Source organism: Streptomyces sp. SID14515 (assembly GCF_010548505.1).
Lineage (GTDB): Bacteria > Actinomycetota > Actinomycetes > Streptomycetales > Streptomycetaceae > Streptomyces > Streptomyces caviscabies.
The window spans coordinates 134704-155601 of the sequence record NZ_JAAGMH010000027.1; the positions used below are offsets into that span (position 1 = coordinate 134704).

At 71.3% G+C, this 20898-nt stretch carries 16 protein-coding genes; 10 read left to right on the forward strand and 6 right to left on the reverse strand.

Annotation, left to right across the window (positions count from 1 at the left end; all coding sequences use genetic code 11):
• The 4 genes from G3I54_RS04810 to G3I54_RS40115 all read right to left on the reverse strand — a co-directional run bounded on the left by G3I54_RS04810 (position 1) and on the right by G3I54_RS40115 (position 4294).
• On the reverse strand, positions 1-1032 hold the full coding sequence (locus G3I54_RS04810; protein WP_164611428.1) for a TauD/TfdA family dioxygenase: 1032 nt from the start codon (positions 1030-1032) through the stop codon (positions 1-3).
• Positions 1033-1059: 27 nt separating this feature from the next.
• Positions 1060-2007, reverse strand: coding sequence for a D-2-hydroxyacid dehydrogenase (locus G3I54_RS04815; protein ID WP_164611430.1), 948 nt, complete (start codon positions 2005-2007; stop codon positions 1060-1062).
• Positions 2004-2210, reverse strand: a complete 207-nt coding sequence (locus tag G3I54_RS04820) for an MbtH family NRPS accessory protein (protein WP_164611432.1) — start codon at positions 2208-2210, stop codon at positions 2004-2006. The genes G3I54_RS04815 and G3I54_RS04820 overlap by 4 nt, the downstream gene beginning before the upstream one ends.
• Positions 2211-2293: 83 nt before the next feature.
• Positions 2294-4294: a carbamoyltransferase C-terminal domain-containing protein gene (locus G3I54_RS40115; RefSeq protein ID WP_164611434.1), complete on the reverse strand. Its 2001-nt coding sequence runs from the start codon at positions 4292-4294 to the stop codon at positions 2294-2296.
• 275 nt (positions 4295-4569) lie between these two features.
• On the opposite strand from G3I54_RS40115, the gene G3I54_RS04830 reads away from it, so the two are divergent.
• The 9 genes from G3I54_RS04830 (at position 4570) to G3I54_RS04870 (ending at position 18100) form a co-directional block, all read left to right on the forward strand.
• Positions 4570-8070 (forward strand): non-ribosomal peptide synthetase, encoded by a 3501-nt coding sequence (locus tag G3I54_RS04830; protein WP_164611436.1) that lies wholly within the window; start codon positions 4570-4572, stop codon positions 8068-8070.
• Between the two features lie 34 nt (positions 8071-8104).
• A complete protein-coding gene (gene gntD / locus G3I54_RS04835; protein ID WP_164611438.1) occupies positions 8105-9130 on the forward strand; it encodes a guanitoxin biosynthesis L-enduracididine beta-hydroxylase GntD in 1026 nt (341 codons plus the stop codon).
• A 14-nt stretch (positions 9131-9144) separates the two neighbouring features.
• Entirely contained in the window at positions 9145-10308 is a 1164-nt protein-coding gene (locus G3I54_RS04840; RefSeq protein WP_164611440.1) for an alanine--glyoxylate aminotransferase family protein, read from the forward strand.
• The gene (locus G3I54_RS04845; protein WP_239144223.1) at positions 10305-12662 is read left to right on the forward strand and encodes a non-ribosomal peptide synthetase; all 2358 of its coding nucleotides are present in this window, start codon (positions 10305-10307) and stop codon (positions 12660-12662) included. Before G3I54_RS04840 ends, G3I54_RS04845 begins: the two co-directional genes overlap by 4 nt.
• 112 nt (positions 12663-12774) lie before the next feature.
• Entirely contained in the window at positions 12775-14028 is a 1254-nt protein-coding gene (locus tag G3I54_RS04850) for a cytochrome P450 (protein WP_164611442.1), read from the forward strand.
• Between the two features lie 27 nt (positions 14029-14055).
• A complete protein-coding gene (locus tag G3I54_RS04855; RefSeq protein WP_164611444.1) occupies positions 14056-14805 on the forward strand; it encodes a thioesterase in 750 nt (249 codons plus the stop codon).
• Positions 14802-16073 carry a cytochrome P450 gene (locus G3I54_RS04860; protein ID WP_164611446.1) on the forward strand — a complete coding sequence of 424 codons (1272 nt, stop codon included), beginning with the start codon at positions 14802-14804 and terminating at the stop codon, positions 16071-16073. Before G3I54_RS04855 ends, G3I54_RS04860 begins: the two co-directional genes overlap by 4 nt.
• Positions 16061-16837: a thioesterase gene (locus tag G3I54_RS04865; protein WP_164611448.1), complete on the forward strand. Its 777-nt coding sequence runs from the start codon at positions 16061-16063 to the stop codon at positions 16835-16837. Before G3I54_RS04860 ends, G3I54_RS04865 begins: the two co-directional genes overlap by 13 nt.
• A gap of 3 nt (positions 16838-16840) precedes the next feature.
• Positions 16841-18100: a crosslink repair DNA glycosylase YcaQ family protein gene (locus tag G3I54_RS04870; RefSeq protein ID WP_164611450.1), complete on the forward strand. Its 1260-nt coding sequence runs from the start codon at positions 16841-16843 to the stop codon at positions 18098-18100.
• 32 nt (positions 18101-18132) lie between these two features.
• Here G3I54_RS04870 and G3I54_RS04875 read toward each other — a convergent pair whose 3' ends face one another.
• Positions 18133-19800: a DHA2 family efflux MFS transporter permease subunit gene (locus G3I54_RS04875; protein ID WP_164611452.1), complete on the reverse strand. Its 1668-nt coding sequence runs from the start codon at positions 19798-19800 to the stop codon at positions 18133-18135.
• 98 nt (positions 19801-19898) lie between these two features.
• Between G3I54_RS04875 and G3I54_RS04880 the strand changes: the two genes are divergently transcribed.
• Complete coding sequence (locus G3I54_RS04880) at positions 19899-20390, forward strand: MarR family transcriptional regulator (RefSeq protein WP_343240271.1); 492 nt, start codon at positions 19899-19901, stop codon at positions 20388-20390.
• A 54-nt stretch (positions 20391-20444) separates the two neighbouring features.
• On the opposite strand, the gene G3I54_RS04885 is transcribed toward G3I54_RS04880, so the two are convergent.
• Positions 20445-20873, reverse strand: coding sequence for a glycosyltransferase (locus G3I54_RS04885; protein ID WP_343240272.1), 429 nt, complete (start codon positions 20871-20873; stop codon positions 20445-20447).
• Between the last annotated feature and the right edge of the window lie 25 nt (positions 20874-20898).

The window sequence follows — 20898 nt, forward strand, 5'->3', positions numbered from 1 at the left end:
TCACTCCTGCTCTCCGGACGCGGGCCGCGTCCATCCGGTCTGCCGTTGTCCGAAGCCCTGCTCGTGGCGTTCGGACGGGGGCCGGTTGCGGCCGCTGCGGACCAGCACCCGCTTGAGCCACCGGTCGGTCCCGTCGTAGCGGGCGCGGAACGAACCACGGCCGTGGACGGCCGCGTCGTTGTCGACGATCAGCAGGTCGCCCGGCTCCAGCGCCACCATGCGGCTGCGCTCCTCCAGTTGGCGGCCCAGCTCCTCGTAGGCTTCCAGGAACGCGGGGTCGTCGGTGAGCAGCCGGGTGTACGTGGGGTCGTAGCGCAGGAGCATCCGGCCGCTCCGGTACGAGAGGGTCGCCATCCCGTCCGGTGCCCGGTGGGCTGCCGACCCGTCCCGAGGGCTGTCGCCGAGGTCGCTGCCGTCCGGCTGATAGCTGTCGTCGGGGTGGATGACCAGCCGGGGTTCGGACAGCTGGGCGATCCGGTCGGGCCCCAGGTCGAGCGAGCCGACCGTGGCGATACGGCTGCCGATGCCGTCCGGGTTGCGTACGCAGACCAGCAGCAGGAAATCGGCGCGGTCCGGGTGGAAGGCGTCCTCCGTGTGCCAGGAGAGCGGGGTGGTGCTGCTGCCGCCGACCTGCATGTGCGCGTACCGCGGGCTGGGCAGGATGTTGTGCACGAGGTGGCCGTCCTGCTGGTTCTCCCAGCCGAACACCTCTCCGTGCAGGGCGGCCACCAGCACGATGCCGAGGTCGAGGGCCGCCGTGCGCACGCGGTCGGCGTCCTTCCAGTGGGTGGCGGTCGGCCCCTGGTCGCCGAAGGCGGAGAAGAGGCCCTTGACGACCCGGTAGCCGGCGCCCGGCGCGGGGGGCCGGGTCAGCCGCGCGAGCCGGGCGCGGGTGGCCGGGGGGAGCGCGGTGCCGGGGCGCACCGGCGGGGAGTCCGCCGTACTGCCCGACGCCGCCAGGGTCCTGGCCGCTTCGGCGAGGTCCCGGGAGAGTCTCGCCGGCGCCGGTTCGGTGGTCGGCAGGGTGGTCATCGCAGCTGCATCTCCTTGTACCGATGGTCAGTAGCCTCGGGCGAGGTCCACGACGTTGTGGGGGCGGCGGCCCGATCCGTACCGCCGGATCTGCTCCAGCAGCAGGTCGAGGCAGCGCTGATCGGTCTCTTCCGTGCTGTCGGCGCAGTGGGGGGTGATGACAATCCCCGGCAGCGACCACAGGCGTGAGGTGGAGGGCAGCGGCTCCTGGGCGAACACGTCCAGTGCCGCTCCCGCGAGGTGGCCCGACTCCAGGGCGCCGACGAGCGCGTCCTCCCGCACGATCGGGCCGCGGCCCACGTTGACCAGGTAGGCGCCGGCCGGCAGCAGGGCGAGTTCGCGTTCGCCGATCATCGACCGGGTCTCTGCGGTGAGCGGCGCGGCGATCACCAGGGCGTCCAGCTGTCCGAGGAACTCGGCCAGCCGGTCCGCCCGGTACGTACGCTCCACCTCGGGCACCTCACCGTGGCCGCGGCGCAGCCCCACGACGACGGCTCCCAGCGCGGTGAGCAGCCGGGCGGTGGACCGGCCCAGGTCCCCGAGGCCGATGACGCCGACGGTCCTCCCCCGTATCTCCCGCGCCACCAGCGGCTGCCAGCGCCCCGCACGCTGTGCGTCCAGCAGGGCGGGCAGCCTCCGGTAGTGGGCGAGGAGCAGGCCCGCCACATGCTCGGCGACGGCGAGACCGTGCGTTCCCGCGCCGTTGGTCACCAGCGTGTCCCGGTCGCGCAGGACGGACGCGAGCTGTACGGGTATCCCCGACGCCCTGGTGTGGAGCCAGCGGAGGCCGGTCTGGCGGGCCGCGAAGCGCGTCGTCTCCGCCTCGTCGGCGTCCCACACCAGGGCCGCGTCGAAGCCGTCGTCGTCACCGGAGACCTGGACCTCCGCGGCCGGCCAGACCTGGCGGACCCGCGCGGGAAGATGCTTGGCGTCGCCCGGGAACAGTCGTACGCGAACGGGTCCGGCGGCCGTCATCCGTGGCCCTGCGCGTACTGGCGCAGGCTGCGCGGCCGCATGTCCGTCCAGACCTCGGTGATGTGCTCCAGGCAGGCGCTGTGCGGGCCCTCGAACCCGGCGCCCGCCCAGCCGGCCGGGAGAGGGCGTGTCACCGGCCACACGGAGTACTGCTCCTCGTCGTTGACGACGACCTGGTACCGCTGCTCCGGGGACTCGTTCATGGGACGACCTCTCTGTGCGGGCGTTCGCCGGGAAACGGGAGTACGGGGGTACGGGGCGGGTTCGGCGGTGGGCGCCGCCGGGCTCACTCGACGATGACCGGCTCGGGCAGGTCGTCGCCGTCCTTGACGAAGAAGGCGCCGGGCCCTCCGTCGCGCCGGAAGGTGGCGGCGAGCGCGGCGAAGCTCTCGTCGTTCGCCATGTAGTAGTCGGCCAGCTTGTTGATCGTCGAAGGCGGTGTGTCGCCGATGCCGGCGCGGAGGTCGGGCGACCACGACAGCAGGAAGATGCCCGCCTCGGTGTAGCCGCGCTCCAGCCAGATCCGCCAGAGCGCGTCGCGGTCCTCCTCCTGGCCGGCGAAGTGGTGCACGGCTCGCCTGCGCGGCCGGCCGGGCGGTTCGACGGCGGGCACGGGTTCGCTGCGCAGCGACACCCGGCGGCCTGCCAGGTAGAGGAGCGTGATGCCCTTGTTGACGCAGAACGTCAGCGCTTCGGCGGCGGTGTCGACGTTCGGTTCGCCCTTGTCGTTGAGCGAGGTGTTGCAGAGGATCGGTACGCCCGTGGCCGCGCGGAACGCGTCGATGGCCCGGTGCAGGAGGGGGTTCACCTCCCGGGTGACGGTCTGGTGCCGGGCGGTGCCGTCCAGGTGGACGATCGCGGGCACTTCGTGGGCCACCTCCGGCCGCACCCGGACGGCCTCCAGCATGTACGGCGAGAGCCGTTCCTGTGCGAAGTGGGCGTCGGCCCGCTCGGCGAGGACGATCGGCGCGACGGGACGCCACCACTGGCGCTGCTTGTACTGGTTGAGCAGGTCCTTGACCTTCGCCGAACGCGGGTCGCCGAGCAGGCTCCGGTTGCCGAGCGCGCGGGGGCCGATCTCGGCCGGGCCGTCCACCCAGGCCAGCACACCGTCGCTGATGTCGGCCACGAACGTGTCCGGTGCGAAGTCGCTGACCTCCGCGATCCAGGGCGCGAACTCCTCCAGCGCCGCGTCCACATCACGCAGCGGCGTGCCCTGGTACGGGGAGTCGATCCGGAGGTCGGCCCGGTCGAGCAGGCCGGAGCCGTGGAGGCCGAGCAGCCCGAGGCCGAGTGCCTGGCCGGAGTCGTTGGCACAGGGCGGTGTCAGGAGGCCGCGGAAGCCGAAGCGGTCCAGCAACATGGTGTTGGTGGGGCAGTTGAGCGCGAAGCCGCCGCTCAGCGAGAGGTACGCGTCCTCGGTGCGTATCGCGCCCAGTGAGCGGAGCAGTTCGACATTGCGTACGGCGACGATGTCGCAGGCCTTCTGCACCTGCTTCATGACCGCGCTGCGCAGGTTCTCCTCGCGGCTGAACGCGCTGTCCAGCGGGCGGCCGGCGAGCTGTGCACGGGCCTCTTCCACCAGGGCGTCCACCAGGCCGAAGGCCGCCTTCCACGGGGTGACCCGGCCGCCGTGCAGACGGATCGAAGCGGTGGCCGCCTCGATGTCGAAGGTGATGGCCGTGCGGCAGGCGGTGGCGAGCGCCATCAGCGAACCGGGTTCGAGCCCGAACCTGGTCGAGGCCGCGGTGTACAGCGGGCCCGGGGACTCGACGGGGGCGAAGGCCATCTCGCCGCGGCGGGACAGGCAGCCGGCGTACCAGTGGTTCGGGCTCCGGGCGTCGAGGACGGTGTCCGGAGCCCCGTCCACCGCCATGGCGACAACGGTCTCGTTCCGGAAGATCTCGGTGTCCGCGAGCAGTCCGCCGTAGAGGTGCGCGAGGCTGTGCACCGGGAATTCCCCGGCCCCCGCCGGCAAAGTGATGTCGGCATGCCCGGGCAGTCCCGGAGTTCCCCAGACCGTCTTGACGTCACTGAGGCTCAGCCCTTCCGGGGCGAGCAGCGAATCGAGGAAGTCCACGGCCCTTTCGGGCGTGTACAGCGGCCAGGCGTGGTGCTTCTGGCCGCTGATTCTTTCCACCTCCCACATCCTGACCAGTTCGACACGGCGACCGTCGCTCTTCCAGAGCGCGACACAGTGGTCGTGGCGGGCGGAGAGAATCGAGATTTCTCCCGGCGGGGTCAGGTAACACGAGAGGAAATATTCGGCGCCGTCACTGCCTGCCACGTTTTCTCCCCGGTCTCGACTTGGCTATGCGTGCTGACTTCCGCGCTCCACTGCTGAGTTTCGCGGTGCAGCATAGGCGGCCGAAGGCGGCCGGGGCGACAGCGTCCCGAGCAGGGCTCTTCGGCGGAAAGTTGATGTCGTGTCATCACTGTGTCGAGGGAACTCCCCTCATTTTTGCCGATGGGCCGCCCAGAACGTCTGCTGTAGCATTCGGGAAGCAAATGATCTCGGCCATATGTCCGGTCCAGCCGATCGAGCGGGGATGGAACGAGGGAATGCAGACTGTGCAGCAGAAACAATCAGAATCCCGCGTGCTGAACGCACGGGAAAGCGTGCACGGCGCCTTCGAGAAATGCGTTCTCGAATATCCGGATTCCGTTTCCGTCGAATCGGTGGACGGCCGGCTGACATATCGGGAGCTGAACGAGCGCGCCGATCGTCTCGCCCGTCGGCTGGCCCGCCTGGGTGTCGGTCCCGAAGCTCCGGTCGCCGTCTGCGCCGAGCCGTCGGTCTCCTTGGTGGTGGCGATCCTCGGCGTGCTCAAGGCGGGGGCGGCCTTCGTTCCGCTGGACCCCGGCTACCCGCCCGCGCGGCTGGCCGGTCTGCTGGCGGATTCCGGCGCCGCCGTCGCCGTGGTGCAGAGCGAGTTGGCCCAGGTGCTTTCCGGGACCGAGGTGCGCCTGATTCCCCTGGACGCGGAAGGTCCGGACGCCGGGGAGGAATCCGGTGGGCGGCCCTCGGCCGACGTACCGGCCGACGCGGTGGCCTGCGTCTACTACACCTCGGGTTCGACGGGCTCCCCCAAGGGTGTGCTGGTCACCCACCGGGGTCTGCTCAATCTGGCCTCGGCCGCCACGCGGGAGTTCGGTCTCGCACCGGGCGACCGCTTCCTGCAACTGGCCTCGATCGGCTTCTCCGCCGCGTTGGAGGAGATCTTCCCGTCGCTGTTGTGCGGGTCGACGCTCGTCCTCGCCGGCTACCGGCGCGCTCTCCCGGACGTCGGGCATTTCCTGGGTGCCCTGGAGGAGCAGCGGATCACCGGCTTCGAGATCACCACGGCGTACTGGCACCAGCTGATGGACGAGCTGCACACCACCGGCGCGGCCCTCCCGGACCGGGTCCGATTCGTGGTCGTCGGCGGCGACCGCGCCCGTGCGGAGCATGTGCTCGCCTGGCGCACGACCGGCATACCGCTCATCAACGTCTACGGTCCCACCGAGGCGACCGCCACCGCGAGTTACCACCACACCGCCAAGGAGCGCCCGGACCCGGAGGGGCTGCTGCCGATCGGCCGGGCCATCACCGGTGCCCGTATGCATCTGCTGGACGCGGCAGGACACCCGGTGGGCCCCGGTGAGCAGGGCGAGATCCATGTGGGCGGTGACTGTCTGGCACGCGGCTACCTCGGCGATCCGGCCCAGACGGCCCAGGCCTTCGTGCCCGATCCGTTCGGCGCCGCAGGGGGGCGGCTGTACCGCACCGGAGACCTCGGCCGTGCCCTGCCCGACGGAACGGTCGAGTTCCTCGGCCGCCGGGACAACCAGATCAAGATCCGCGGGGTCCGGATCGAGCCGGCCGAGGTCGAGGCCGCTCTCCAGCGGTATCCCGGGATAGCCCAGGCACTGGTGTCGGCCTCGGCCGACGAGCCGGAGGACCGGCATCTGGTCGCGTATCTGACCGCTGGAGAGGCCGGACCGCCCGACGAGGGGGAACTGCGCGCGTATCTCTCCACCGTCCTGCCCTCGCAACTGGTGCCGAGCGTCTACGTGGTGCTCGACGCGATGCCGCTGACCGCGCACGGGAAGGTGGACCGCGCCGGGCTCCCGCCCGTGACCGGGCACAGGCCGCGACCGGCCACGCCCTACGTCGAGCCCCGGAACGCCACCGAGACAGCGCTCACCGCGCTCTGGGCCGATGTGCTCGACCGCGAACTCATCGGCGTCCAGGACGACTTCTTCGCGCTGGGCGGCAACTCGCTGCAGGCGGTACGGATCGTGGCGAAGGCCCGCCGCAGGTTCGACGTAGAGCTCCGCGCGGCCGATCTCCTGGCGGAGCCCACGGTGGCGGCGTTCGCGGCGAGGATCGACGGCCTGCTGCGGGAAGCCGTTCCGCACGGCTCCGACGACGAGGCCTGGTGGAAGCACTGGCGCGAGGAGCTGCGTTCGTTCGAGGAGCGGACCGCCGCGCAGACCGGGCAGCGGGGCGCCGGACCGCTGGGCATGTCGCAGCAGGGCCTGTGGATGCTGAGCAAGTTCCAGCCCGGGATCCCGCTCTACAACGAGGCCTGGCAGTGCCGGCTGCACGGTCCGCTCGACAGAGCGGCCCTCGGGAACGCGCTGTCGCGGATCGCGGAGCGCCACGAGGTGTTGCGTACCCGGTTCGCCCTGGCCGGCCCGCAGCCCGTCCAGATCGTCGACGCGTCGGCAGCACCACGCCTGGAGCTCTGCGATCTCGACGGCGTGGAGCCGTCCGGGCGTCTCGACGCGGCCCTCGCCCTGCGCGACGAGGTCATCATGGCGCCGCTGGACCCGTCCGTGGCGCCTTTGGCGAAAGCCTGGCTGTTCCCGCTCGCCGACGACGAGCACCTGGTGGTGTTCACCATGCATCACATCGTGTGGGACGGGATCTCCAAGGAGGTGTTCCTCGACGAACTGGTGGCCCTGTACGAGGCGTTCCGCAACGGCGAGAATCCCGCGCTCCGGCCCCTCCCGCTCACCTACCGCGCCTACGCGCTCTGGCAGCGCTCGCATCTGACCGGCACCACCTTCGACCGGCTCCTCGACTACTGGCGCACCCAACTCGCCGATCCGCCGGAGCCGCTCCCCCTGCCGTCGGGCCGGCCGGCGCCCCCCGTTCAGGACTACGCCGGCGGGAAGGTCGTCCTGCCGCTGGCCCCCGCCCTGCGCGAGCGGGTGATCGAGGTCGCGCGTCGCGAGAACGTGACCCCGTTCATGCTGCTGTTCACCGCCCTCTGCGCCCAACTGCACCACAGCACCGGCCAGGACGACCTGTGCGTCGGCACACCGCTGGCCAACCGGACGCTCCCGGGAACCGAGTCGCTGATCGGCTGCTTCATCAACTCGGTGGCCCTGCGCGTGAAGCTCGACGACGGTATGACCCGCCGACAGGCCCTGGCCCGGGTCCGCGCGACGTGCCTCGACGCGATCGAGCACCAGGAGCTGCCGTTCGACAAGCTGGTGGAGGAACTGCGGCCCCGGCGCCATCCGGGGCGCAGCCCGTACTTCCAGGTCTGGTTCGCCATGGGTGACGACACCCTGCTGCCCCGGAAGTCGCCGGGCCTGTCGATCGACGGCTTCGAGGACCTGTCGACGGGTGTGTCGACCGGCATGGCCAAGCTCGACCTCAACTGGATCGTGGTGGACCGCGGCGATCACTACGCGCTCTCGCTGACCTATCGCACCGCCCTGTTCGACGAGGACACCGCCCGGTCGATGGTGGAAGCGTTCCAGGAGCGGCTGGGCGAACTCCTCCAGGACCCCGAAGCACCGTTCCGCCTGCCCGCGCCACCGGCCGGCGAGGAGCAGAACGGCCCTGGCGTCGAGGAGCAACTCCTTGCCCAGTGGCGGGAGATGTTCAACAACGACGACATCGGCCCGGAGGACGACTTCTTCGAGCTCGGCGGCTATTCGATGCTCGCGGTGGAGGTGGTCACGCGCGTCCAGGAGGAGTTCGGCGTCGAGATCTCCTTCGCCGACTTCTTCGAGGTCCCCACCGTCGCGGAACTCGCCAGGAAGATCACGTCACCGGGTTCCTGAAGGGACCCCGCAGAGACCGGAAGGAGGTACCACGATGTTCGTCATCGAGGTGTCCGAAGAGGACCGCCGGCGGACGGAAAGTCTGGTGGACGAGCTCGCGGGGAGGTTCACATCGGTCGAGGACCCCGCGCTGCTCGACGAACTCACACTCTACGCACAGGAGTTGCCGCGCTCCATCAGGGAACAGGTGAACCGGTTCAGGCTGCACGAGCCCTCCGGCTGTGTGCTCTTCGCCGGCTTCCGGGTGCGGGAGGACCGTATCGGTCCGACCCCGTCCGCCTGGGACGCCGCCGGCCCCGGCGCCGCCCTGCGGGAGGACCTTCACCTGCTCCTGTGCGGCTCCCTGCTCGGCGACCCCATCGCCTGGGCCACCCAGCAGGACGGCCGGCTGGTGCACGATGTGATCCCCATCGAGGGCCACGAGCACGAGCAGATCAACTCCTCGACGGCGGCCCCGCTGTGGTGGCACACCGAGGACGCCTTCCACCCGTACCGCGCTGACTACGTCGGCCTGATGTGCCTGCGCAACCCCGACCGCGCGGAGACGACGCTCACCTACTTCGACGACCTCGCCCTGGACCCGGCATCGGCCGGCGCCCTGGCCGAGGCGCACTACGTGATCCGGCCCGACGAGTCCCACCTGCCCAAGAACCGGGACGGCTCCGGGCGGCTGGACGCGCCCGCCGAGCTGATCGAACGCAGCCTCGCCCGGATCGAGCGGATGAGCACGGCGCCGGAACCGACGGCGGTGCTGTTCGGCGACCCGCGGCGCCCGTACGGCCGGCTCGACCCGTACTTCATGGACCTCGACGACATCGCGCCGGAGGCGGCGCGGGCCTTCGACGAACTGGTCAAGGCCATCGACGACCGGCTCACCGGTGTCGTCCTGAGCCCCGGCGACGTGCTCTTCGTCGACAACTACAAGGCGGTGCACGGGCGTAAGCCCTACACGGCCCGCTACGACGGCGCCGATCGGTGGCTCCGGCGGATCAATATCGCTCGTGACCTGCGGAAGTCACGGGACGCGCGCAACGGCCCGGCCGCGCGGGTCATTTTCTGAGCGGGAGGAAACCCATGAGGAAGTACCGGCTCGCGGTCCCTGGTCCGACACCGCTGCCCCCCGAGGTCGCCGCGGTCGCCACCCTCCCCATAGAGGACGAGCGGACGGAGCGCTACTCCGCCGTGTTCATGAGGGTGATCGACGGTCTGAGAGAGGTGCTGCGCACCCGCAACGAGCTCCTTCTGTTCACCTCGAGCATGACCGGCGCCTTCGAGGGCGCGGTGCAGAACCTGTTCTCCCCGGGCGACCGGGTGCTGGTGGTCAACAACGGTGCCTTCGCCGGCCGTTGGGTGGAGCTGACCAGGAGGTTCGGCCTCGATGTGGTGGAGGTCGCGGGAGAGTGGGGGCGCCCGGTCGACATGGAGCACGTCGCCCGCGTCGTCGCCGCCACACCGGACCTGGTGGCAGCCGTCGCCGTCCACTGCGAGACCTCCACCGGCGTGGTGAACGACATGCGGGCCTTCGGCGAGGCGACCCGCTCCGTCGTGTCCATCGTCGACTCGGCCTCCGGGGTGGGCGCCTGCGAACTGCGCACCGACGAGTGGGGCCTGGACGTCGTGGTCGCCGGTTGCCAGAAAGCGCTGATGACGCCGCCGGGGCTGGCCTTCGTGAGCCTGAGCCCGGACGCGTGGCTCCTGCACCGGCGCGCCGCTCTGCCGCGGTACTACTTCGACTGGGACAAGGCCCGCGACGCGATGCTCGCCGATATTCCGGGCACACCCTGGACGCCGGCCATCTCGCTGATCAGCCAGTTGGACGTCGCGCTGCGCGGACTGCTCGACGAGGGCGTCGACGAGACCCTCGCGCGGCACGTACGCCTCGGGCGGATGGCCAGAGCGGGCGTGCTGGGCATGGGGCTGGAGCTCTTCTCGCCCGACGACGACCGCGGTGCCGCCGTCACCGCGGTGCGGCTGCCGGACGGTATCGACTCGCACGCCCTGGTCGACCATCTGCTGGAGGAGTACGGCGTACAACTCGCCGATTCGGCAGGACCGTTGGCCGGTCGGGTGGTGCGCATCGGCCACTGCGGCCATGTGGACGTGTTCGACGTGATCACCGTTCTGAGCGCCTTCGGGATCGCTCTTCAGGATCTGGGGCACCCGCTCGACGTGGGGAACGGGGTCGCCGCCGCGCTGCGCGTCACGTCAGGTCACACACTCGTGAGAGGACTCCGATGACCGCGCCGGATCTCGCCGCCACGGCCGCCCCGCGCCCCCGTCCGGCCCCGTCGGGCCTGAACGCCCCGGACGCCTCGGGCATCGAGCCGCACGTGGTCGCCGCCTTCGTGGCCACGCTCCACCGGTTCACCGCCGAGGAGACCATCGAGGTGGTCTGTCGGTCCGCCGATGCCGACTCCACGACCGTCACCGCGTGCTTCGCGGACGCCCCGACCTTCGCCGCGCTCGTCGACAGGGTCGGGGAGGCGCTGGCCCCGGACGGCCCGGAAGGCGCCGAGCCCGTCTCCGTAACCGCCGTAACCTCCGTAACCGCGGTGGCCGCCGGTCCGGAGCCGGGAGGCGTGATGCTCGTACGCGACGACGAGACGGCCGCTCCGCCGCGCCGGTGGCCGTACCGCGTCCTCGCGACCGGGTCGGCCGGGGCGCTGCCCGCGGCCGCCCTCGACGACGCGCTACGGGTCGCCGCCGACGACGGGGCGAGGGAGCCCGGCCGTCCGGCCGCCGAGCTCGCGCTCACCGACGACGAGCAGCGCCGGCACGCCCACGGAACCGGTGCGGCGACGCCGTCGGCGGCGCGGTGCGTCCACGAACTCGTCGCGGAACAGGCCGCCCGGTCGCCGCGGACGGTCGCGGTCAGCCAGGGCGACGAGGCCCTGACGTACTCCGAACTGGAGACGCGGGCGGATTCCCTGGCCCACCGGCTGCGCGCGCAGGGCGTCGCGGAGGGGGACGTGGTCGCGGTGCTGCAACGGCGCTCGCCGTCGATCGTCGTCACGCTGCTGGCGGTCCTGAAGGCGGGCGCCGCCTATCTGGCGATCGACGCACAGGACACCCCCGCCCGGCACGCGCGGCTGATCGGGGAATCCGGGGCCCGGCTGGTCGTCACCGAACACGCCCTGCGGGATCGCGTACCGGACGGCGTCCGGGCGCTCGACCTGGACGACGGCGGTACGGGCCCCGACGCGGACGCCGAGAAGCGGCGTGCGACCACGGCTCCGGCCACGCTCCCGGCTCCGGCCCGGCAGAGCCCGGACACCCTGGCGTACGTCGGTTTCACGTCCGGGACCACCGGAGAGCCACGGGGCGTCGGAGTGCCCCACCGGGCGGTCGCCAGGCTGGTGCGCGAACCGAACTGGATCGACATCCGGGACGACGACGTCTTCCTGCAGCTCGCGCCGATCGCGTTCGACGCCTCCACCCTGGAGATCTGGGCCCCGCTGGTCAACGGCTGTCGCCTGGCGATGGCCCCGGACGGTGCGCTCGACCTCGATCAGCTGGCCGCCGTGCTGAAGCGGGAGGCGGTCACCGTCCTGTGGCTCACCGCCGGACTCTTCCACCGGATGGCCGGGAACTGCCCGGACGCGCTCGAAGGGGTCCGGCACCTGGTGGCCGGTGGCGACGTCATCCTCCCCGGTCATCTGGAACGGCTTCTGGAGGCCCGTCCGGACCTGCTCTTCACCAACGGCTACGGGCCGACCGAGAACACCACGTTCACCACCTGCTGGACCGCCTCCGCCGGGTGGTCCGGTGAAACCGTGCCCATCGGACGCCCCGTCACAGGCACCCGCGTCGCCGTGCTCGATCCGGCGTTGCGGCCCGTTCCCGCGGGCTTCTGGGGGGAGCTGTACGCGTCCGGCGACGGGCTGGCCCGTGGCTATGTGAACTCCGCCGCCGCGACGGCGGAACACTTCCTCCCCGATGTCTTCTCGGGAGTGCCGGGCGCGCGTATGTACCGGACCGGTGATCTGGCCCGGTGGTCCCCGGACGGGGTTCTGGAGTTCCTCGGCCGAGCGGATCATCAGCTCAAGATCCAGGGCTACCGCGTCGAACCGAGCCACGTGGAGGCGGAGTTGACCCGTCTCCCCGCCGTACGGGACGCCGTGGTGGTCGCGCAGAGCGACGACGCTGGCGGCAAACGGCTCCTGGCCTACGTCGTCATGACGGACGAGGCCGGCGCCGACCCGGACGTACGGCTACGGGAACAGCTCCGCCCGACGCTGCCGCCGTACGCCGTGCCGTGGGCGATCGTCGTCGTCGGCGCGCTGCCGCTCAAGGCCAACGGGAAGGTCGACCGCCGGGCGCTCCCTTCCGCCTCGCGCGTCCCGCGCAACGTGGGCGACGCGTTCGTCGAACCCCGGGACGCGGTGGAGCGGCGGCTGGCGGCCCTGTGGGGCGAGGTCCTGGGGGTCGAGCCCATCGGCGTCGAGGACGACTTCTTCGACCTCGGCGGGCACTCGCTGCTGGCGGCGGAGCTCCTCGGAACGCTCAAGGAGGGCTACGGGGTCGAGGTGCCCGCGCGGGTGCTCTACCTCCAGCCGACGATCGCCGAGCTCGCCCGGTACCTCCGGGACTGATCCGTGTCCGCGGCGCCCGCCCGGCCCGCGTACGCCTCCGGGAGCACGCACAGAGCTTCCGGGAACACCCACAGAGCGCCGGGAACACTCACAGAGCAAGGAAGGCGAAGCCATGACCGCAGCCATGCGCGGATGTCCTGTGTCGGCCGCCGTGCCCGACCTGACCGACCCGGTCCTGTACAGCGACGGCGATCCGCACCGGATCTTCGCGCGTCTGCGACGACAGGAGCCGGTCAGCTGGACGGCGAACGGCGAGGGGCCCGGCTTCTGGTCGGTGACGAAGTACCGCGATGCCGACGTCGTCCTGCGGGACCACTCGCTGTTCACCTCGGAGCGCGGCACACTGCTGAACATCCTCGGCACGGACGATCCGGCCGGGGGCAAGCAGATGGCCGTGACCGATCCGCCCAAGCACACACGTCTGCGCGAACCGCTCCAGCGCGCGCTGTCCATGAAGTCGGTGGAACGGCACCGCGAGACCATCCGCGGCACGGTCGTCCGGCTGATCGAACCCCTCGCGGAGGGCGGGGTGTTCGACTTCGCCGAGGCGATGGTGGCGATGCCCATGGCGGTCACCGGGACGCTGATGGGGCTGCCCTCGGCCGACTGGCCGCGCCTGGCCGACCTCACCACGGCGGCCATCGCGCCCGACGATCCGGAGTACACCCTGCCGCTCGGTCCCCAGGCCACTCTGGAGACCGCCCACCGGGAGCTGTTCGCGTACTTCCAGGACGTCGTGCACCAGCGTCGCAAGGCGCCCGGTGACGATCTGATCAGCTTCCTCATGGGCATCGAGCCGGGCGGCCGCCGGATGACGCCGGGCGAGATCATGTCCAACTGCTACAGCCTGCTGCTCGGCGCCAACGTCACCACCCCGCACGTGGCCAGCGCCGCGATGGCGACCCAGACCGGGACCGGCGTCCTGGAGGACTGGGCGGCTCATCCGGAACTCACCGTCGGCGGTACCGAGGAGGCGCTGCGCTGGGCCTCGCCCGCCAACCACTTCATGCGCTACGCGGTCCGGGACGTGGTGCTGGCGGAGCGCGAGATCGCGGCCGGCGAGGCGGTCGTGGTCTGGCTGGGCTCCGCCAACCGGGACGAGGAGGTCTTCGCGGACCCCTTCGTGTTCGACATCCGCCGCAAGCCCAACCGGCACATCGCCTTCGGTATCGGGCCGCACTACTGCGTGGGCCACACCGTGGCCAAGGTGACGCTCCGGCTGCTCTTCGGCGAACTGCTCAGCAGATTCGAGGGGTTCGAGCTCGTGGGCGAACCGGAACGGCTGCGGTCGAACTTCGTGGCCGGCTACAAGCACCTGCCGATCGTCGCCCGGGTCAGGCATGTGCCCGGGCCCGTCTCCTACTGACCCTTCCCCCGCCCCTGGAGTCAGACCATGTCGAGCACCACGAGAAGGAGCAGCAGCGCATGGCTGCTGCGTGACCCCAGCCCCGAATCGGACGCCCGGCTCTTCTGCATCCCCTATTCCGGCTGCGGCGCCAGCATGTACCGCCAGTGGCCCCGGTTCGTCGGCGGCATCGAGATCTGCCCGGTGCAGCTGCCCGGCCGGGAGAACCGGCTCCGGGAGACCCCGCACGCCACCTACCAGGCGATGGCGGACGACCTGGCCGAGGGGCTGCGGCCGTACCTGGCGGACCGGCCCTACGCGCTGTTCGGGCACTGCGGGTCGGCGCTCGGGGCGTACGAGACCGCCGTACGGATCACCGAGCGCGGATATCCGGGCCCCGCCCGGCTGTTCGTCTCCTCGCAGGTGGCTCCGCACGAGGGGCCCTGTGGACGGTTCCTCGGCATGACCGACGCCGAACTCCTGGACGAGCTGCGCCGGTTGACGATCAAGCTGGGCGGCACGCCCGTCGACAGTCTGCTGGAGCTGTCGCTCGGTGTGCTGCGCGCCGACATCGACGCCAACAAGCTCTACCACGTGGCCGAACCGCCCAGGCTGCCGGTCCCGTTGACGGCCATCGGCTGGGCCTCGGACGTCGAGGTGCCGTACCCGACGATGACGGGCTGGCCGGTCTGCGGCGAGACGGCCTTCGAGCTGCTGGAAGGCGAGCACTACACCTTCACGGAGGCCCCGCCCGCACTGCTCGACGTCTTCGCGCGGGGTCTGGGGGCGACACCATGACGGCGGGACGGGACGTCGCCGCGGAACCGGGCAGCACCGCGGTCACGGACTTCGACAGTCACGACCCGGCGTTCGCGCAGGACCCCTTCTCCGCCCTCGACCGGCTGCGCGGCGCCTGCCCGGTGTCCTGGAGCGGCGCCTGGGACGGGTTCTGGGTGGTGGCCGGGCACCGTGAGGTCGCCGGGGCGACCCGTGACCGGCGGTTGCGCACCGCGCATCCGAGGCCGGACGGGCAGCTTCAGGGCGTCAGCATCCCGCCCATCGGCCAGACCGGGCGGATGATCCCCCTGGAGCTCGACGCCCCCGAGTCCCTGCCGTTCCGCCGGCTCCTGGCGGGGTTCTACACGCCGAGCCGGGTCGCCGCCCGCGTGCCGGAGTTCCGGCGGCTCGCGGCCGCGTACGTGGACGAGTTCGTCCGGGCCGGCCGGGGCGACCTCGTACAGGCCCTCACCGAGCGGCTGCCCAGCGTCCTCACACTGCGGGACATCGGCCTGCCGGAGGGCCGCTGGGCCGAGGTCAACGCCGTACTGGAGACGGCCCTGAGCAGTGCCCCGCACGATCCGGAGGGCGCCAGGAACGCCGCGCAGGAACTGTGCCTGATGATCGTCGAGGCGATGGAGGAGTGCCGGGACGGCGGGGGAAGCGGGCTGATCACACAGTTGCTCGGCTCCACCGTCGGGGGCGAGCCGGTGCCCGACGAGGCGATCGTCTCCATGATGTACGTCCTGCTGCTCGGCATCCATCCGGTCTCCAGCCTCACGGCGACCTCCCTGTGGCACCTGGCAGGACAGCCGGCGCTCAGGCGGCGGCTGGTGGCCGATCCCGGGCTGATCCCCCGTGCCGCGGACGAGTTCCTGCGCTGGGTCTCGCCCATCCAGTCGACGGTCCGCACCGCGGTCGAGGACGTCCGGCTCGGCGGTCGCGACCTCCGCGCGGGCGAGCGGACGCTGCTCTCCTGGGCCGGGGCCAACCGGGACGAGTCCGTCTTCCCCGACGCCGGCCGGCTGGACCTGGACCGCGATGCGACCGCCCATCTCTCCTTCGGCGGCGGACCGCACTACTGCGTCGGAGCGGGCACGGTACGCGCGATGTTCAGCGCGATGCTGGAGGCGGTGCTGACGCGCATGCCCGACTACGAGCTGGAACACGGCGCCGAGGTCACGTGGTTCCCGGACGTCAGCTTCTTCTACGGGGTCACGTCGCTCCCCGTCGTGACCGGCCCGACCGCCGCCCGATCGGCCACGGGAGGAGCGCCGTGGAGTCCGTGACGCGCGGGAACGCGGCGCCGTGGCTGCGCGCGTACAGCCGGGGCGGCACCGCACGGGTACGACTCTTCTGCGTCCCGTTCGCCGGAGGCAGCTCCTCCATGTTCCGGGGCTGGCCCGCCCTGCTGCCCGGGCACATGGCGGTCGAGGCGGTCGCGCTGCCCGGAAGGGAGAAGCGGCTGGCGGAGCCGCCCATCGACCGGATGGATGTTCTGGTCGACGCCCTCGTCGATGCCCTGCGGCCCCAACTCGACCTGCCGTATGCTCTTTTCGGCTACAGCTTCGGCGCCCAGGTGTCGTTCCACCTGGCGCACGCGTTGCGCGACGCGGGCCTGCCCGGGCCCCTGGTCCTCTTCGTCGCGGCGAGCGCCGGACCGAGTGAGCTCCGCGATGTGCCCGGCCTGAACGAGACCGACGAGGAGTTGATCGCCTACATGCAGGCGCTCGGCGGCACCTCCGCGGATGTGCTCGGCCACCCCGATCTGCTGGAACTCATGCTGCCCGCCCTGCGGGCGGACCTCACGACGGTGGCCGCCCTGCCGCCCTACGCGGCGCGCCCGGCGCTGGACACCCCGATCCACGCCTTCTCCGGCGAGGCGGACCCGACGTCCGCCCGCCCGCCCCTGATGACGGCCTGGAACCGCGAGACGGCCGCCGGCTTCACCCAGACCGTCTTTCCCGGCGGCCACTTCTTCATCGACGACGCCCTCTCCGACCTCGTTCTCACCATCCGCCACGACCTGGACCGGCTCACGGCCGAGGAATGAGCCATGCGACCGATCGAGCTGCGCCCCGAACACGTCCGTCGACTGGCGGTCAGTTGCCAGCACCTGGAGGGTCCTTGTCCACCCACGGGTGACAACGGCCGTATGTGGGAGGTCCTTCGGACCCTGCGCTGTCTGCAACTCGATCCGATCGACGTCGTCGCCCGCAGCCATCTCCTGGTCCTCTGGAGCCGGTTGGGGATCTACGACCAGCAGGAGCTGGAGAACCTCCTCTGGAAGGAGCGCCGGCTCTTCGAGTACTGGGCGCACGCGGCCTCGATCGTCCTGACCGAGGACTACCAACTGCACCAGGGCATGATGCGCGGCTACCTGGTCGACGAGCGGTCGGCGCCCCGGCAGAAGATCGCCGACTGGCTCCGGTCCAACACCGCACTGCGCGACTCCGTGCTGGAACGCCTCCGTGAAGCCGGTCCGCAGCGGACGGACGACTTCGACGACCACGCCGGGGTCGCCTGGCAGTCGAGCGGCTGGTCCTCCGGCCGCAACGTCGACCGGATGCTCGACATCCTCTGGACCCAGGGCACGATCATGGTCTCCGGCCGCTCCGGAAAACGCCGCCTGTGGGACCTGTCCGAACGCTGCCTGCCCTCATGGGTGGACCGCACCCCGCTGCCGGAAGCGGACATCGTCGCCCGCGCCGCAGAGCACTCCCTGCGAGCTCTGGGCGCAGGCCGCAAGAAGGACATCGAGCAGTACTTCGTCCGCTCCCGCTACCCGGGCCTCACCGACGTCATCGCCCGACTGGTCGACGAGGGCCGCTTCGTCCCCGTCACCCTGGCGGACGCCCCGGCCCGCGAACGCTGGTACGTCCACGCCGACCGCCTGCCCCTGGTCGACCGGATCCTCGACGGCGACTGGACGCCGCGCACCACGCTGCTCTCGCCGTTCGACAACCTGATCTGCCATCGCGAACGCACCGACCGCCTCTGGGACTTCGACTTCCGCTCGGAGATCTACGTACCCAAGGCCAAGCGCCGCTACGGCTACTACGTGCTGCCGATCCTGCACGGAGACGCCCTGATCGGCCGGGTGGCCCCACGTCTGGACCGTACGAGCGGCACGCTCACCCTCGAAGGCGTCTTCGCGGAACCGACCGCGCCCACCGGAAAGGACACGGCGGAAGCGGTGGGCAAGGCCGTCACCGCCCTCGCCGCCTTCCTCGGCGCACGCCGGATCGAACACGAGGGCCGGATTCCCGAGGCTTGGCGCGAGACTCTGCTTCCGGTGCTCGCCGGGCACGGCTGAGGGCTTCGACCCCCTGGACCACTACCGCGGCATCATCCCGATCGCCCATGTCCCGCCGCCTGCGGGACCGCGGGGCGCCCGTCCTCGGCCGAGTCGGAACGTGCCTCCTCGCCGGTCGGTGTGGCGGGGATGAGGAAGGAGGCGATGAGGCCGAGCAGGACGAAGCCCGCGGCGATGTATCCGCCCAGCACGACGCCGTCGGTCATGGCGGCACGGGCCGCGTCGGCGACGGCACTGGTCCGGGGGTCCGCGGCCAGGGGGCCGATGGCTGCCCCGGCGCTGTCGGTGACGGCGCCGCTGAGCTGGTCGGCCTGTCCGGTCGGCAGGCCCATGCCGGTGAGCCGGTCGTGCAGCTTGGCGCTGAGGGAGCTGAAGAACACCGTGGTCAGGACGGCGATGCCGAGTGCGGAGCCGAGCTGGCGGAAGGCGCTCTGGACGCCGGACGCCTGGCCGGAGCTCTGCTCGGGGACATCGTCGAGGACGACGTTGGTGACCTGGGCGGTCGCGAAGCCGACGCCGATGCCGTACAGGAAGAGCACCAGCGAGACCGACCACCAGGAGCTGTCCGGGGTGGCGATCAGCGCGATTCCGGCGAGCCCGACGACCTCCAGGGCCAGGCCCACGCGGAGCTGGCCGAGCGGGGCCACCTTGGCCGCCAGGCCGAAGCTCGCACCGCTGGCCACGAAGCTGCCGATGGCCACGGGCACGAGGGCCAGTCCGGCCTGCAGGGCGCTGTAGCCGAGGGTGAACTGCAGCCAGAGCGGCAGGACCGCGACGATGCCGAACTCGCCGATACCGATGATCATCGTGGCGATGTTGCCGCTCCGGAAGGAGGGGATGGAGAAGAGACCGACGTCCATGAGGACCCTGGACCCGCCGCCGCTCCGACCGAGGGCGATCTGACGGCGTACGAACGCGAAGAGGGCGCCGGCGGACAGGACAAGGGCCACCAGGACGGGCGAGGGACCGCTGTCCCAGGTGAGCCCCAGGCCGTGCAGGGGATGCACGGTGGTGATCCAGCCGTAGGTGCGGCCTTCGACCAGCCCGAAGGCGAGCAGGCCGAGACCGGTGACGGACAGCAGCGCGCCCGGCACGTCGATGCGGCCACCGGCGCGGGGGGACGGGGCGATCCAGAGGAGCACGCCGACGCCGACCAGGACGGACAGCGGCACGTTGATGCCGAAGGCCCAGCGCCAGGAGACGTGCTCGGCGAGCCAGCCGCCCAGCAGCGGACCGAGCGCGGCTGCCGCGCCGATGGTGGAGCCCCATACGGCGAACGCCTGGCCGCGCGCCTTCCCGGTGAAGGTCGCCTTCAGCAGCGACAGCGAGGTCGGCAGCAGCATCGCCGCACCCGCGCCCTGCAGGAAGCGGGCCAGGATGAGCAGACCGCTGCCGGGTGCCAGACCGGCCAGCACGCTGGTCGCACCGAAGACGACGACGCCCCAGAGGAAGATCCTGCGCGCGCCGAAGATGTCGGCCAGGCGGCCGGTGAGGAGCAGCAGAGCCGCGAAGACGATGGCGTAGGACTCCTGGATCCACTGCGCCTGCGCGGAGGTGGCATCCAGGTCCTCGATCACCGAGGGGACGATCACGTTCACGATCGTGGTGTCCACCACGATCAGCGCCACGCCCAGCGCGATCGCGATCAGGCCGAGCCACCGTCGGGTGGCGGACGGTTCACGCACAACAACACCTTCCATCATGGAACAATTCCACGGTGGACATTAAAGTGGTGAGGGTAGGTTGTCAAAAGGCGTCACGGGTGCGGTTCCCGGGCCACAGGAGAAGGGCGGCGTTGGTGGCGAAGGAATCGGCACACAGCCAGGTGTCGGAGCAGCGCGAACGGCTGATCGAAGGGCTGCGGTCCTACGGCGGCCGCTACACCGAGCTGGGCCGCCTGTTCGCCGACTGGCTGGGCCTGCACTCCACCGACGCGGTGGCCCTGCTGGAGATCACCGCGGCGGACGAACGAGGCACTCCGCTGTCCCCGGCCCGGCTCGGCGAGCGCATCCTGCTGTCCCCGAGCGCGACGACCGCACTGCTGAACCGCCTCGAAGCCGCGGGCCACATCATCCGCAGCCGAGAGCACGCGGACCGCCGGCTCGTGACCCTGCGCAGCAGCCCGCACGTACAGGAGCGCGCCGACGAGTTCTTCCGCCCCCTGGGCGCCCGGATGGACGCGGTCATGGCGGCATGTCCGCCCGAGATGCTGACCGGCTTCGAGAACCTGCTGGCCGATCTGTGCGCCACCATGGACGCCCACATCGCCGAGCGGACCCGCGACAGCTGACGTCCGATCAGCTCCGACGCCCGACCAGCTCCGGCACCTGGAGGGTTCAGCCGCTCAAGCCCGCGGTGGACAGCGCTTCCGGACAGGCGGGGCGGTCATGACGGGCTGCTGCGGGGCAGGTTCCACACCACTCGCCGCTCCCGGGGCCCTTGCAGCAGTCCGCGCGTCTGGGCGGTCAGGGCGGCGAACGCGTTGATGGTCCAGTACGCGAGAGGGTAGAGGGGCAGCAGGAGGCAGGCGTAGGAGAGCTTCGTCGAGGACGGTGATCCGCGGGTCCGCGGCGGCGGTGTGCCGGGCCGTGCTGACGGTGGCGTCCTGGGAGCCGTCGTTGAGGACGAGGATCTGCATGGCGGGGTAGTCGACCTGGCGCAGCGCGTTCACGCACCGGCGATGACGGCTTCCTCGTTGTAGGCGGGGTACGAGGACGGTGACCCCGGGCCACTCGCCTGTCGACTCGCCGAAGCGCGGGCGTTCTTCCAGCACCGGAAGATGACCCCGCCGACCATCC

Coding starts and splice junctions, on each gene's coding strand:
- G3I54_RS04810 (WP_164611428.1), bottom strand. CDS start 1,032: ATGACCACCCTGCCGACCACCGAACCGGCGCCGGCGAGACTCTCCCGG.
- G3I54_RS04815 (WP_164611430.1), bottom strand. CDS start 2,007: ATGACGGCCGCCGGACCCGTTCGCGTACGACTGTTCCCGGGCGACGCC.
- G3I54_RS04820 (WP_164611432.1), bottom strand. CDS start 2,210: ATGAACGAGTCCCCGGAGCAGCGGTACCAGGTCGTCGTCAACGACGAG.
- G3I54_RS04830 (WP_164611436.1), top strand. CDS start 4,570: ATGCAGACTGTGCAGCAGAAACAATCAGAATCCCGCGTGCTGAACGCA.
- gntD (WP_164611438.1), top strand. CDS start 8,105: ATGTTCGTCATCGAGGTGTCCGAAGAGGACCGCCGGCGGACGGAAAGT.
- G3I54_RS04840 (WP_164611440.1), top strand. CDS start 9,145: ATGAGGAAGTACCGGCTCGCGGTCCCTGGTCCGACACCGCTGCCCCCC.
- G3I54_RS04845 (WP_239144223.1), top strand. CDS start 10,305: ATGACCGCGCCGGATCTCGCCGCCACGGCCGCCCCGCGCCCCCGTCCG.
- G3I54_RS04850 (WP_164611442.1), top strand. CDS start 12,775: ATGACCGCAGCCATGCGCGGATGTCCTGTGTCGGCCGCCGTGCCCGAC.
- G3I54_RS04855 (WP_164611444.1), top strand. CDS start 14,056: ATGTCGAGCACCACGAGAAGGAGCAGCAGCGCATGGCTGCTGCGTGAC.
- G3I54_RS04860 (WP_164611446.1), top strand. CDS start 14,802: ATGACGGCGGGACGGGACGTCGCCGCGGAACCGGGCAGCACCGCGGTC.
- G3I54_RS04870 (WP_164611450.1), top strand. CDS start 16,841: ATGCGACCGATCGAGCTGCGCCCCGAACACGTCCGTCGACTGGCGGTC.
- G3I54_RS04875 (WP_164611452.1), bottom strand. CDS start 19,800: ATGGAAGGTGTTGTTGTGCGTGAACCGTCCGCCACCCGACGGTGGCTC.